At 68.6% G+C, this 12,937-nt stretch carries 11 protein-coding genes; 6 read left to right on the top strand and 5 right to left on the bottom strand.

Features of this window, described 5'->3' with window-relative positions:
* The first annotated feature begins 97 nt into the window (after window positions 1-97).
* The 4 genes from OG801_RS11410 (at window position 98) to pstB (ending at window position 4,087) form a co-directional block, all read left to right on the top strand.
* Complete coding sequence (locus OG801_RS11410; RefSeq protein ID WP_355019556.1) at window positions 98-1,195, top strand: phosphate ABC transporter substrate-binding protein PstS; 1,098 nt, start codon at window positions 98-100, stop codon at window positions 1,193-1,195.
* 100 nt (window positions 1,196-1,295) lie between these two features.
* Window positions 1,296-2,252 carry a phosphate ABC transporter permease subunit PstC gene (pstC, locus tag OG801_RS11405; protein WP_355019555.1) on the top strand — a complete coding sequence of 319 codons (957 nt, stop codon included), beginning with the start codon at window positions 1,296-1,298 and terminating at the stop codon, window positions 2,250-2,252.
* Window positions 2,249-3,304, top strand: coding sequence for a phosphate ABC transporter permease PstA (pstA, locus tag OG801_RS11400; protein WP_355019554.1), 1,056 nt, complete (start codon window positions 2,249-2,251; stop codon window positions 3,302-3,304). The genes pstC and pstA overlap by 4 nt, the downstream gene beginning before the upstream one ends.
* A gap of 9 nt (window positions 3,305-3,313) precedes the next feature.
* Window positions 3,314-4,087 (top strand): phosphate ABC transporter ATP-binding protein PstB, encoded by a 774-nt coding sequence (gene pstB, locus OG801_RS11395; protein ID WP_406035785.1) that lies wholly within the window; start codon window positions 3,314-3,316, stop codon window positions 4,085-4,087.
* A gap of 71 nt (window positions 4,088-4,158) precedes the next feature.
* Here pstB and OG801_RS11390 read toward each other — a convergent pair whose 3' ends face one another.
* The 3 genes from OG801_RS11390 to OG801_RS11380 all read right to left on the bottom strand — a co-directional run bounded on the left by OG801_RS11390 (window position 4,159) and on the right by OG801_RS11380 (window position 8,059).
* Window positions 4,159-5,160, bottom strand: coding sequence for an inorganic phosphate transporter (locus OG801_RS11390; protein ID WP_355021540.1), 1,002 nt, complete (start codon window positions 5,158-5,160; stop codon window positions 4,159-4,161).
* 4 nt (window positions 5,161-5,164) lie between these two features.
* Entirely contained in the window at window positions 5,165-5,782 is a 618-nt protein-coding gene (locus OG801_RS11385; protein WP_355021539.1) for a DUF47 family protein, read from the bottom strand.
* A gap of 81 nt (window positions 5,783-5,863) precedes the next feature.
* Window positions 5,864-8,059, bottom strand: coding sequence for an RNA degradosome polyphosphate kinase (locus tag OG801_RS11380; RefSeq protein WP_406035784.1), 2,196 nt, complete (start codon window positions 8,057-8,059; stop codon window positions 5,864-5,866).
* Window positions 8,060-8,163: 104 nt separating this feature from the next.
* On the opposite strand from OG801_RS11380, the gene OG801_RS11375 reads away from it, so the two are divergent.
* Window positions 8,164-9,210 (top strand): alpha/beta hydrolase, encoded by a 1,047-nt coding sequence (locus tag OG801_RS11375; protein ID WP_406035783.1) that lies wholly within the window; start codon window positions 8,164-8,166, stop codon window positions 9,208-9,210.
* An 89-nt stretch (window positions 9,211-9,299) separates the two neighbouring features.
* Here the strand turns inward: OG801_RS11375 and OG801_RS11370 are convergent, their stop codons facing one another.
* Both OG801_RS11370 and OG801_RS11365 read right to left on the bottom strand, forming a co-directional pair.
* Window positions 9,300-11,906, bottom strand: a complete 2,607-nt coding sequence (locus OG801_RS11370; protein WP_406035782.1) for a hypothetical protein — start codon at window positions 11,904-11,906, stop codon at window positions 9,300-9,302.
* A gap of 102 nt (window positions 11,907-12,008) precedes the next feature.
* Window positions 12,009-12,368 (bottom strand): DsrE family protein, encoded by a 360-nt coding sequence (locus tag OG801_RS11365; RefSeq protein WP_355021535.1) that lies wholly within the window; start codon window positions 12,366-12,368, stop codon window positions 12,009-12,011.
* 60 nt (window positions 12,369-12,428) lie between these two features.
* Here OG801_RS11365 and OG801_RS11360 point away from each other — a divergent pair, with 60 nt between their 5' ends.
* Window positions 12,429-12,932, top strand: coding sequence for an FABP family protein (locus tag OG801_RS11360; protein ID WP_091045857.1), 504 nt, complete (start codon window positions 12,429-12,431; stop codon window positions 12,930-12,932).
* Window positions 12,933-12,937: the final 5 nt, after the last annotated feature.

The raw sequence follows: 12,937 nt of genomic DNA, 5'->3' as shown, positions 1-12,937 counted from the left end.
GCCTGCGTTCACCTTCACCGAGTTTCCCGTCCACCTCGGCTCCTTACGGTCATCGCGACAACTCCGAATCGACTGCATCATCAATCAGGAGACTTGCGTGAACACCACCTCGCTGCGCCGGGCACTCGTCCCGGGCATCACTGCTGCGACCCTTGCCCTTGCGATCAGCGCCTGCGGCGCCGCCAACGAGCAGAACAGCGGTAGCGACGGGGAAGGCACCCTCTCGGGCACCATCAAGGGTGGCGGAGCCTCCTCACAGGAGAAGGGCCAGGCGGCATGGGTCGCCGGCATCCAGGACGCGAACCCCGACCTCAGCGTCGTCTACGAGCCCGTGGGCTCCGGCTCGGGTCGTGAGGGCTTCATCACCGGCGGCTACCTCTTCGCCGGCACCGACTCCGCTCTCAACGACGACGAGGGCGAGCTCGCCAAGGCCAAGGAGCAGTGCGGCGCGGACCCGATCCAGGTCCCGGGCTACGTCTCGCCGATCGCCGTCGTCTTCAATGTCGAGGGCGTCGACGAGCTCAACCTCGACCCCAAGACGATCGCCGACATCTTCGCGGGCAAGATCACCAAGTGGAACGACCCGGCGATCGCCGCCACGAACCCGGACGCCAAGCTTCCGGACACCGCGATCACCCCGGTCCACCGCTCGGACGACTCCGGCACCCAGGAGAACTTCACCGAGTACCTCGCGGCCGCCGGTGGCTGGGCCGAGGAGCCCTCCGGTGAGTGGCCCGCCTCCATCAAGGGTGGCGAGGGCGGCGACGGCACCTCCGGTGTCGTGACCGCCATGCAGGGTGCCGGCTACATCGGCTTCATGGACGAGTCGGCGGCGCGCGAGAACGACCTCGCCACCGTCAAGGTCAAGGTCGGCGAGGACTTCGTCGAGCCGACCGCCGAGGCCGCCGCGAAGATCCTGGCCGCCTCGAAGCCGGTCGGCACCAGCGACAACGACATGGCCGTCGAGGTCGCCCGCACGACCACTGAGGCCGGCGTCTACCCGGTCGTGCTGGTCTCCTACCTGCTGGCCTGCCCGACCTACGAGAACGCCGAGGACGCGGCCAACGTGAAGGGCTACCTGGAGTACATCCTCTCCGAGGACGGCCAGGAGGTCGCCGCCGAGGAGGCCGGCTCCGCGCCGCTCGACCGTGAGACTGCCGACAAGGCTCTCGAGCTCGTCGGCGGCATCAAGTAAGTGCCGGTACGTCTGATCTGATCGCCGTTCGGGCGGTGGCTGCGGCCGCCGCCCGTACGGCTGTCTTGAGAACCGAAACAAGAAAGTCGAGGAATGCCTTGTGACTGTCGCCGCTGACCCCGGCGCCGACCCTGGCGTTGACACGAAGTCGGAGCTGTCCGGCCGTGGCTCGATGGGGGATGTCGTCTTCCGGGGCCTCGCCGTCATCGCCGCCACTCTCATCATGGTGGCGCTGGCAGCCGTCTTCATCTTCCTGGGCATCGAGGGCATCCCGGGCTTCAACGTGGACGAGCAGCACTACGCCGGCCAGGGCTCGTTCCTGGGCCTGGTCGTGCCGCTGCTGTACGCCACCATGTACGCCGCCGTACTGGCACTGATCGTCGCGGTCCCCTTCAGCGTGGCGATCGCGCTCTTCATCAGCCACTACGCCCCGCGGCGCATCGCGACCCCCGTGGCGTACGTCATCGACCTGCTCGCCGCGGTCCCGTCGGTCGTCTTCGGCCTGTGGGGTGCGGTGGTGCTCGGTCCGTACCTGGTGCCGGCCCATGCCTGGCTCTCCGAGAACATGGCCTGGCTGCCGTTCTTCGACGGCCAGCCCTCCGGCAACGGCCGTACGCTGTTCACCGCATCGATCGTGCTGGCCGTGATGATCCTGCCGATCATCACCTCGATCTGCCGCGAGGTCTTCGCGCAGACGCCGCGACTGCACGAGGAGGCGGCGCTGGCGCTCGGTGCGACGCGCTGGGAGATGATCCGTTACGCGGTCTTCCCCTACGCCCGCTCCGGCATGGTCTCCGCGGTCATGCTCGGCCTCGGCCGGGCTCTCGGTGAGACCATGGCGATCGCGATGATCGTCTCGCCGAAGGTCCTCATCTCGCTGTTCATCATCGGCACCAACAACCCGCAGACCATCGCGGCGCACATCGCCCAGGGCTACAAGGAGAGCACGCCCGACCGACTCTCCGTGCTGATCGCGACCGGCCTCGTGCTGTTCGCCTTCACCTTCCTGGTCAACGCACTCGCCCGCTGGATCGTCGCCCGAGGGAGGGCCAAGTGAGCAATACCGACCTCTCCAACGAGCAGACGAAGCTCTCCCACGCCACTCTCCCGCGAGGCGCACAGTGGCTGGTCGGCGTCGCAGCCGTCGCTCTCGGCGGCCTGGCGCTCGTCCTCGGCGCGAGCATCGTCGGGGCAGCGGTCATCGGCGTGCTCGGGTTCCTGATCGGCTACCCGCTGTGGGCGCTGCTGGTGGAGAACCGGCGCTCGGCCACCGACAAGCTCGTCACCGGGCTGGTGTGGACGGCCTTCGCCGTCGCGGTCATCCCGTTGATCTGGCTGGTCTACACGGTGGTCTCCAAGGGCGCCGCGACCATCAACCCGGAGTTCCTCACGTACTCGATGCGTTCGGTCACCGGCGACGAGCAGGGCGGTCTCTACCACGCACTGATGGGCACCCTGATCGTCACCGGCATCGCCGCGGTGATCTCGATCCCGATCGGCATCATGACCGCGATCTACCTGATCGAGTACGGCAAGGGCAACCGCCTCGCCAAGACGATCACATTCCTGGTCGACGTCATGACCGGCATCCCGTCCATCGTCGCGGGTCTGTTCGCGTTCGCGCTCTTCACCCTGCTCATGGGGCCGGGCACGCGCTTCGGCTTCGGCGGCGGTGTGGCGCTCTCGCTGCTGATGATCCCGACCGTCGTCCGATCGACCGAGGAGATGCTCAAGCTGGTCCCCGACGACCTGCGCGAGGCTGCGTACGCCCTCGGGGTGCCGAAGTGGCGCACCATCACCAAGATGGTGCTCCCGACCGCGATCGGCGGCATCGTCACCGGTGTCGTGCTCTCGATCTCGCGAGTGATCGGCGAGACCGCGCCGCTGCTGGTGGCCTCGGGCTTCAACCCGAACCTGAACACCAACGCCTTCGATGACAGCCCGATGATGACCGTGCCGGTCTTCATCTACACCCAGCTGTCCGAGGCCACGGCGAAGGGCGTCGAGTACGCCTGGGGTGGAGCACTGGTGCTCTTCATCCTCGTCATGGTCCTCAACCTCATCGCCCGTATCGTCGGCACGATCTTCGCCCCCAAGACCGGGCGCTAGGAGAAACACATGTCCATTCAAGTCAAGGACGCCAGCATCTTCTACGGCGACTTCAAGGCCGTCGAGGACGTCTCCATGTCCATCAAGCCGAAGTCGGTGACGGCCTTCATCGGGCCCTCCGGCTGCGGCAAGTCGACCTTCCTGCGCACCCTCAACCGGATGCACGAGGTCATCCCCGGCGCGTACGTCGAGGGGAAGATCCAGATCGCCGGCCAGGACATCTACGGGCCGAACGTCGACCCGGTGGCCGTGCGCCGCAAGGTCGGCATGGTCTTCCAGCGGCCCAACCCGTTCCCGACGATGTCGATCTACGACAACGTGCTGGCCGGCAACAGGCTCAACGCCAAGCGGATCAAGAAGTCCGAGGCGGACTCGATCGTGGAGAGCGCGCTGCGCGGCGCCAACCTGTGGACCGAGGTCAAGGACCGTCTCGGCAAGCCCGGCATGGGCCTGTCCGGTGGTCAGCAGCAGCGGCTCTGCATCGCCCGTGCGATCGCAGTCCAGCCGGAGGTGCTGCTCATGGACGAGCCGTGCTCGGCTCTCGACCCGATCTCGACCGCCGCGATCGAGGACCTCATCCACGAGCTGAAGTCCGACTACACGATCGTGATCGTCACCCACAACATGCAGCAGGCCGCCCGCGTCTCCGACGACACCGGCTTCTTCAACCTGAAGGCAGCCGGCCAGCCAGGCCGTCTGGTGGAGTTCAACCCCACTAAGCAGATGTTCACCAAGCCGGACAACCCGGACACCGAGGCGTACATCTCCGGCCGCTTCGGCTGAGCCGGCGCACGCGCCACATGCGAAACCGCCCTGCACCGACACGGTGCAGGGCGGTTTCTCGTCGGCCAGGATCAGGGAAGCTGGAAGACGAAGTGGCAGAGCAGGTAGATCAGGGCTGCGGCGGTGCCGGCCGCCGGGAAGGTGAAGATCCAGGCGGCGACGATGGACTTCGCGACGCCCCAGCGGACCGCGGAGAACCGCTTGGTCGCGCCGACACCCATGATCGACGAGGTGATCGTGTGGGTGGTCGAGATCGGAGCCTCCCAGACGTACGCCGTGGTGTAGAGCACCGAGGCGGCGACCGACTCGGCGGCGAAGCCGCGCGAGGGATCCAGGTGGATGATGCGACGGCCGAGGGTGCGCATGATGCGCCAGCCGCCGGACATGGTGCCGAGGGAGATCGCGGTCGCGGCCGCGGCGATCACCCAGAACGGCAAGTCGTCATCGGCCGAGAGGAAGCCACCGGTGACCAGGGCGAGGAAGATGACGCCCATCGTCTTCTGGGCGTCCTGCAGGCCGTGACCGAGGGCCATCGCGGCGGCCGAGATCGTCTGGGCGATCCGGAAGCCCTTCTGTGCCTTGTGCTGGTTGGCGCGGCGGAAGATCCACATGATCGCGAGCATCACGCCGAACCCGAGTCCGAAGGCGACCACGGGCGAGATGAACATCGGGATGACGACCTTCTCCAGCACCGTCATCCAGTTGACGAACGCGCCGGCGGCGATCGCCGAACCGGCCAGACCACCGATGAGCGCGTGCGACGAGGACGAGGGAAGACCGAAGTACCAGGTGATCAGGTTCCAGGCGATCGCGCCGAGCAGGCCGGCCATCACCACGGTCAGACCATGTGCCCCTGATGGTGGCGTGATCGTGTCGGAGACGGTGTGGGCGACCTTCTGGCCCAGGAACGCGCCGACGAAGTTCATCACCGCCGCGAGGAGGAGGGCGATGCGCGGCGTGAGCGCGCGCGTGGAGACGGAGGTCGCGATGGCGTTGGCGGCGTCGTGGAAGCCGTTGGTGTAGTCGAAGACGAGGGCGACGACGACCACCGCGATGACGATGGCAAGTTCCACGGTGTCAGGATTCCTTGACGGCGATCTGCTCGACGGTGTTCGCGACCTTCTCGAAGCCGTCGATCGCGTCCTCGAGGGACTCGACGATGTCCTTCAGCTTGAGGACCTCCATCGCGTCGTACTCACCGGAGAAGAGCTTGGCAAGGATGCGACGGTGGTTCTTGTCGCCCTGGTTCTCGAGACGGTTGATCTCGATCCAGTACTCGGAGAGCTCCTTCATCGAGCGCAGCTTCGGCATCGCCGCCGCGGTCAGCTCGGCGCAGCGCTGGAGCACGGTGACCTGGTCGGAGAGTTCCGGGGGCAGGATGTTGACGCCGTAGACGAAGATCTGGTCGACGACCTCGTCCATCGAGTCCATCACGTCGTCGAGACCGGAGCCGAGGGCGTAGATGTCCTCGCGGTCGAACGGCGTGACGAAGGTCGAGTTGACCTTCTTGACGATCTCGTGGGTCGTCTCGTCAGCGGCGTGCTCCGCGTCGCGCATCCGTCGCGCGACGTCTTCGCGATCGGCTGTGTCGCTGAGCATCTCGGCGAGCAGCGAGACACCGCCGACGAGGTGGTTGGCGGACTCGGTGAACATGTCGTAGAACGACGTGTCGACCGGGCGGAATCGGAAACGCACGGGGGGCTCCTGGCTGGATGAGGCAGACCTGCGGGCTCATGTTAGGCGAGTCCGCTTGACACGACGAAAGCCAGGGCGTGTTCAGCCAGCCGCGGCGCGCCTGCGCTGGCGCTGGCGTGTGATCAACATCGCCTGGAGATGGTTGGGAGCGTGGTTTCGGGTCCAGGTCCCGTCGGGTTCGAGGAGCCAGGCATCTGTGGTCGGTTCGAATGCCAGATCGAACAGTGCGCCGACCTCGGCCACGAGCTCCGGGGTGGGGAGACGTACGAGGGCCTCGACCCGTCGGTCGAGGTTGCGGTGCATCATGTCGGCCGAGCCGATCCAGGCGCTCGGTCCGTCCCCGTCGTCGGCGTTGCCGTTCTCGAACCAGAAGATCCGCGAGTGCTCCAGGAACCGGCCCAGGATCGAGCGCACCTCGATGGTCTCGCTGAGCCCCTCCACGCCCGGACGGAGCGCGCAGATGCCGCGTACCAGCAGCTGCACGGGCACGCCCGCCTGGGAGGCCAGGTAGAGCGCGTCGATGATGGCCTCGTCGACCACCGAGTTGGCCTTGAGCCGGATCCTCGCCGGCCGCCCGGCCAGGTGGTGGGCGATCTCGGCGTGGATCTGCTCGATCAGACCGTTGCGTACGTTGCCGGGGGCGACCAGAAGCTGCTCGTACGTCGCCTCCCGGCTCCAGCCGGACAGGTTGTTGAACAGGTGGGCGACGTCCTCGCCGATCCCCTCGTTGGTGGTGATCAGCCCCATGTCCTCGTAGAGCCTGGAGGTCTTCGGGTTGTAGTTGCCGGTGCCGATGTGGGTGTAGCGACGGATGCTGCCGTCGGGCTCCTCGCGGACCACCATCGCCAGCTTGCAGTGGGTCTTCAGGCCCACCAGGCCGTAGACCACGTGGCAGCCGGCCTGCTCGAGCTTGCGCGCCCAGCGGATGTTGGCCACCTCGTCGAAGCGCGCCTTGATCTCGACCAGCACCAGCACCTGCTTGCCGGCCTCGGCGGCGTCGATCAGGGCATCGATGATGGGCGAGTCGCCGGAGGTCCGGTAGAGGGTCTGCTTGATCGCCAGCACTCGCGGGTCGGCCGCGGCCTGCTCGATGAAGCGCTGCACGCTGGTCGCGAACGAGTCGTAGGGATGCTGGAGGAGTACGTCACCACGGCGGGCCGCCTTGAAGACGTCGACCGGCGCGGCGCTCTCGACCGGCGCGAGCGCCGGGTGGGTGCTCGGTACGAAGGCCGGATACTTCAGCTGCTCGCGGTCGATGTCGGCGATGCCGTGCAGCCCGCGAAGATCCAGCGGCCCGGGCAGCCGGAAGACCTCCTTGTCGGAGATGCCGAGCTCGGAGACCAGCAGGTCGAGCGTCGAGTCGGTCATCGACTCCTGCACCTCGAGGCGTACGGGAGGGCCGAAGCGCCGCCTGAGCAGCTCCTTCTCCAGCGCGGTGAGGAGATTCTCGGTGTCGTCCTCCTCGACCTCGAGATCCTCGTTGCGGGTGACTCGGAAGGTGTGCACCTCGAGGATCTCCATGCCCGGGAAGAGCTTGTGCAGCCGCTCCCGCATGACCTCCTCGAGCGGCACGAAGCGGTCGTTGCCCAACGGCACGAAGCGGCTGAAGATCGGCGGGACCTTCACCCGGGCGAAGTGCTTCTTCTTGGTCTTCGGGTCCCTCAGCCGGACGGCGAGGTTGAGCGAGAGGCCGGAGATGTAGGGGAACGGGTGGGCCGGGTCCACCGCGAGCGGCGTCAGCACCGGGTAGACCCGCTCCTTGAACAGCTTCTTGCAGGCCTTGACCTCCTCGGGGGTGAGGTCCTCCCAGTGCAGCAGCTGGATGCCCTCCTCGAGCAGCGCCGGCTTGATCTTGCCGCGGAACACCTCGGCATGCCGCTCGGAGAGCTCCCGGGTCGTACGCCAGATCACCTCGAGGACCTCACGCGGCATCAGCCCGGAAGCGGCCTTGACCGCCACCCCCGCCGCGATCCGCCGCTTCAGGCCAGCGACCCGGACCATGAAGAACTCGTCCAGGTTGGAGGTGAAGATCGCCAGGAAACGTACGCGCTCCAGCAGTGGCAGCGTCTCGTCCTCCGCCAGCTCCAGGACCCGCTCGTTGAACCGCAGCCAGGACAGCTCCCGGTCGAGGAACCGGTCGTCGTACTTCTCGACCTCGGCCAGCGCCTCGTGATCGGGGATGTATTCGGGCTCGACGTCGAACGGCTGGTCGGGAACCGCGGTCAGGCTCACGGTGTCCTCGGCCGAGCGGGTGGGGGCCTGCGGGTCGAGACTCATGGGGTCAGTCTTTCATCCGAACTCATGGCTGATTCCGAGAATCCACCGTACGTTCGGTGAACTACCTGTAACACGATGTCCCTACTAGCGGGTAGTTTAGGCGCATGTCGATTCTCGCTCGCGTCTCGTCCCTGGTCGATCCGTTGCTGATGCCGGCGAAGCGGACCGCGTTCACGACGGCGTTGAACCTGCCTGCTCCGGTGCAGCGACGGCTCGTGGGGAAGCCGGTGACCTACGACGGGCAGACGCTCGCGGTGGACACGCAGATCATGCTCGCGCTGATGAAGGTGTCGGGGGAGCCGGACCCGTCGACGCTGCCGATCCCGAAGGGGCGGGTGGCGCTGCTGCGGCAGTCGCAGCTCGGGGGCGGCCGTCAGGAGATCGGGTCGGTGCGGGAGCTCTGGGCCGCGGGGCTGAAGGCGCGGCTCTACGTCCCGGAGGGCGCCTCGGGCAACGCGCCGCTGCTGGTCTTCCTGCACGGCGGCGGCTTCATCTTCGGTGACCTCGACAGCCATGACGCTCCCTGCCGGCTGCTGGCCAGCGAATCGGGCGTCAAGGTGCTCTCGATCGACTACCGGCTGGCGCCCGAGTCACCGTTCCCGGCGGCGTACGGCGACTCCGTCGCGGCGTTCCGGTGGGCGGTCGAGCATGCGGCCGAGCTCGGTGCGGACCCGGCCCGGATCGGTGTCGGCGGTGACTCCGCCGGCGGTAACCTGGCAGCGGGGGTCGCGCTCGCCGTGGGTGAGGACTGCGCGTTCCAGCTGCTCATCTACCCGGTGACGCAGTCGGAGGCGAACACCCGCAGCCGCGAGGATCTCAGCGAGGGCTTCTACCTGACCGCCGACTTCATCGCCGCGGCCACCGACAACTACCTGCCCGAGGACGTCGATCGCCGCGACCCGCGCCACGCCCCGCTGTACGCGGAGATCCCGACGACCGGGATCGCCCCGGCGTACGTCGCGACCGCGGGTTTCGACCCGCTGCGCGATGAGGGCGAGGCGTACGCCGCCAAGCTCGACGAGGCCGGGGTCAAGGTCGTGCACCGACGCTTCGCCGACCAGATCCATGGGTTCCTGAACGTGGTCGGCGCCGGGCGTACGTCACGCGCCGCTGTGCTCGAGATCGCGCAGGTCCTGCGCGACAACCTCTGACTTCTCAGGTTTTTCCTGCACTTCTCAGGTGTTGCAACGCCTGAGAAGTGCAGGGATACCCGGTTAACCGGGTATCCCAACAAGCCCGTTCAGCCAGCCATGTCGGGGCGCCAGCGGAGAACTTCGCGCTGGAACGCCTCGGGGTCGACCATCGACTTGTCGACCTGGACCGCACCGGCCTCGTCGGTGTTGAACTCGACGACCCACTCGTCGGCGGCCGGCTCACCCTTGATGGTGATGTCGGTGTGGGTGTCGTAGAGGTCGTAGGTGTGGGTCTGCTCGTCCTTGCGTACGTCGAGCACACCCTCCTCGGTGACCGTGACGGTGCTCTCGGTCATGAGCGAGCCGTCCTCGGGCCTGAAGGTGCGGACGGTGAGCCTCTTGGTGCCGACCGGCTCGCCCTCCACGTCTTCGGCAGAAAGGGCCGCTTCGGGTGCGGCGCTGCCGGCGCCGGGGATCTTGGCGCCGGGGAACTTGCCGGACTCGGCGAGCTTGACCGCCGCCAGCCAGCCGCTCGAGCGCTGGGGGAGCGAGTCGCTCGGGGTGTCGGGCAGGTCCGCCGGCTGCGCGGGCGAGCCCTCCGACTTGTTGGCCTGCTTCTTGCCGGTCGGCCGCTCGGGCAGCGTCACGGGCGCGGTCGGAGGCCCGGCCGTCGGTGCCGCCGGTGAGTCGACCGGTGCGGGCGCGGTGGCCTTCACGGGCTCGACCGGCTCGAGGGGCTCGACCACGAGCGGCTCGTCAGGAGCGTCGGGGATTGGGAACTGCGCCTCGGGCGGCGACGGCGTCGCGGCGAGCGTGAGCTCGAGGGCCTGCATCGCACGCTTGTTGGTGCTGCCGCCCTTGACCGCGAGCATGACGGCCTCGCGCAGGTCGGCGAGCTGCTTGGCGAGCTGGGCGCTACGGCGCTCGGCGATCTGCCGGTCCACGATGGCCTGCTCGACCAGCTGGGTGTTGTGCAGGATCGAGGCCTCGACGGCCTGACGGTCGATCGCCTTCTGGCCGGCGACCTCCTCGGCCTCGGCCCGAAGGCGTACGGCGTCGGCGGCCTGCTGCTGGACGTCGGCGAGACGATTCATCATCTCCGTCATCCGGCGCTCGGCCTCTTCGCGCTCGCTGGCCTGTCCGGTGATGAGCTCGGTCATCGACTCGTGGGCGGTACGCAGCGCGGACTCCGCCGCGCGACGACCCTCGTTGGCCTCGGTAGCGGCGCGCTCGGCGGCGCGCCGGCCCTCCAGGGCCTGCACCGCGAGATCGGCGTGCTCGGAGGCGCGCTGGTCGGCCGCCATCCGGGCGAGGTTGGCGGACTCGGCCGCCTGCTCGGCCTGGGAGGCGAGCTCGGTGAGCTGCCGGTAGCGCTCCTCGTTCTCGTTGGCCTCGTGAGCGGCGGCAGCGGCGAACTCGGCGTACTGCTTCGCGCTCTTCTCGGCCTCGAGACGGGCGTCGTTGGCGGCGTCGGCGGCCTTGAAGGCGCGCAGCGCGGCCTCCTCCGCCTCGGTGCGCGCGGCAAGCGCCTCGGCTGCCACGGCGTACTGGTCAGCTGCGGTGGCCTCGGCCGCGGCCCGGGTCATCGCGTGGTCCTCGGCGTTGGCGTCGGCGGACTTGCGCTCTTCGAAGGCCTCCTTCGCCGCTTCCTCGGCCTCGGCGCGGGCGGTCGCGGCCGCCTCGGCAGCGGCATAGGCGGCCTCGGCCGCGGCCTCGGCCTCCTTGCGGGCCTGCTCGGCCTGCTCGGCCTGGGTCGCCATCGCGACCGCGGACTCCTCGGCCGTGATGCGCGCAGCGGCGGCCTTCTCGGCCTCGGTCGCCCGGTCGTTGGCGGCCTGCTCGGCGGCCTGGCGCGCGGTGAACGCGGCGAGCGCCTCGTCGGCCCGGCCGGCGGCGGCCGCGTCGGCCTCCTCGCGCATCCGCGCGAGCTCCTCGGATCGGGTGTCGGCCGCGGCGCGAGCGGTGTAGGCGGCCTCGGCGGCGGCCTCCGCCTCACTGCGTGCCTCGTAGGCGGCGCGGGCCTCGTCCGCGGCCTTGCGGGCGGCCTTCTCGGCTGCCGCCAGCGCGTCGCGAAGCTCGTCCATCTCCTCGAGGCGGTCCTCGGCGGCTGCCTCCGCGACGCTGCGCGCGGCGTAGGCGGACTGGGCGAGCTCGGCGTGCTCGGCTGCCTTGGTGTGTGCCTCAGCGGCGGATGCGGCCGCGGCGGCGGCCTCCTCGGCGTTGGCGCGGGCGGACTCCTCGGCCTCGGTGCGCGCGGTGGCCTGCTCCTCGGCGACACGGGCCGCCTCGAGAAGGCGGCGCTCGGCCGCCTCCAGCTCCTTGCCCCTCGCGAGCGCGGCCTCCTCGGCCTCGGCGCGCTCCTTGGCACGGGTGTCGGCGAGCTTCTCGGCCTCGACCCGGGCGCGGGCGTACTCCTCGGCTGCCTTCTCCGCGACCTCACGCGCCTGGTGGGCGTCGGCGGCCAGCTCGGCGTGGAGCTTGGCGGTCTCGTCGGCCTTCCCACGGGCGGTGGCATGCTCGGCGGCAGCTTCCTCGGCAACCAGTCGCTCGGCCGCCTGCTCGGCGGCCGCCTGCTCGGCTGAGATGCGAAGTGACTCGGCTGCGGCAGCGGCGCGGGCCAACTCCGCAGCGCGCGCCGTCAGGTCCTCGTCGTCACCCGGCTGGGCGGCCGAATCCCGGCTCCACCACTTGCCACTGGGGGTCTGCGTGCTCACGAGGGTGAATGCTAACGGCGAAGTAGGCGGTGTGTGGAGTCTCCGAGAGGATTAACACGCCTGCTACCTGGAACTACATTGGTGTAGTTCTGGTAGGGAGTCTCAGTAGACGAGCGCCTGCACGCCCTCGCGCAGGATCTCCTCGGCGAACACGACCGCGCCCTTGATGGTGACGCCCTCGATGAGGTCGTCCTCGGACAGGTCGCGACGTGAGGCGCACTGGCTGCACACGGTCACCTGGCCGGCCTCGATGACCAGCCCGATCAGCTCCTGCAGCGGAGCCGAGTTCTCGAGCGTGAACTCCTCCGCCTTCCCGGGAACCGCGAACCAGGTCGCCTCACCGGTGAGCCACAGCGACACCTTCGCGCCGGCGGTCGCGGCCGCCGAGGCGACCGTGAAGGCCTGGTTCGTACGCTCGGGCGCCTCGGCACCCACGGTCACCTTCACCACGAGTTCTTGCATGCCGAGCACACTAGCGCCTGCGTTTCGGGTCGTAGCCGACGTACGGCCTAAACTCGGCGTGTGGCTTTCGAACTTCCGGAGAACCTTCACCCCGATGCCGGTCCCTGTGCGTGGATGCTCGGCACCTGGCAGGGCAACGGACACGGTGACTATCCGACGATCGACAAGTTCGAGTTCGGGCAGGAGCTGATCTTCACCCACGACGGGCGACCGTTCTTCCACTACTTCGCGCGCTCGTGGATCATCGACCCCGAGACCGGCGAGAAGGTGCGCGACGCGGCGCTGGAGACCGGCTTCGTGCGCTTCCGTCCCGAGGGCGAGGTCGAGTGGGTGATGACGCACAACACCGGCATCGTCGAGGTCTGGTACGGCAAGGCCGAGGGCGGCAAGCTCGACCTCACCACGGACGCGGTCGCCCGCACGGAGACCGCGAAGGAGTACACCGCCGGCAAGCGCCTCTACGGCAACGTCGAGGGCGACCTTCTCTACGCCTTCGACATGGCCGCGATGGGTCAGGCGCTGCAGCCGCACCTGTGGGCGCGGCTCAAGCGAGTCAACAAGTAGTCGCG

It is taken from the genome of Nocardioides sp. NBC_00163, from assembly GCF_045206295.1.
Lineage (GTDB): Bacteria > Actinomycetota > Actinomycetes > Propionibacteriales > Nocardioidaceae > Nocardioides.
This window is presented reverse-complemented; position numbering and strand designations above follow the sequence as displayed.